Raw genomic sequence first — 371 nt, forward strand, 5'->3', positions numbered from 1 at the left:
CGGGGCCCGCCCGGCCAGGAACTCGCCGAGGATCGAACCGGTCTCGTCGCCGGTGAGCTGACGCCATCCGCTCGCCGAGGCCTCGTCCGGAATGGCGAGGGCGCAACGATCGGCGTCGGGGTCGACTGCGATAATGAGGTCCGAGCCGTGCTCGCGCGCATGCGCCATCGCCAGATCGAGGGCGCCGGGCTCCTCCGGGTTCGGGAAGGAGACGGTCGGGAAATCGGGGTCGGGCGCCGCCTGCTCGGCGACGAGCGACACCCGGGTAAAACCCGCCTCCTTGAGGACGCGCTCGGTGAGCGCTCCGCCGACGCCGTGCATCGCGGTCAGGGTGATCTTGAGGTCTCCCCGGTGGTCGCCGGCGGCCAAGG

1 pseudogene is annotated in these 371 nt (G+C 72.0%); it reads right to left on the reverse strand.

The features are described from left to right. Positions 1–371 (reverse strand): annotated as a pseudogene (locus tag QP415_RS10905) (phospho-sugar mutase); the annotation flags it as partial.

The sequence above is a fragment of the Pauljensenia sp. UMB3104 genome, assembly GCF_030217285.1.
Taxonomy (GTDB): domain Bacteria; phylum Actinomycetota; class Actinomycetes; order Actinomycetales; family Actinomycetaceae; genus Pauljensenia.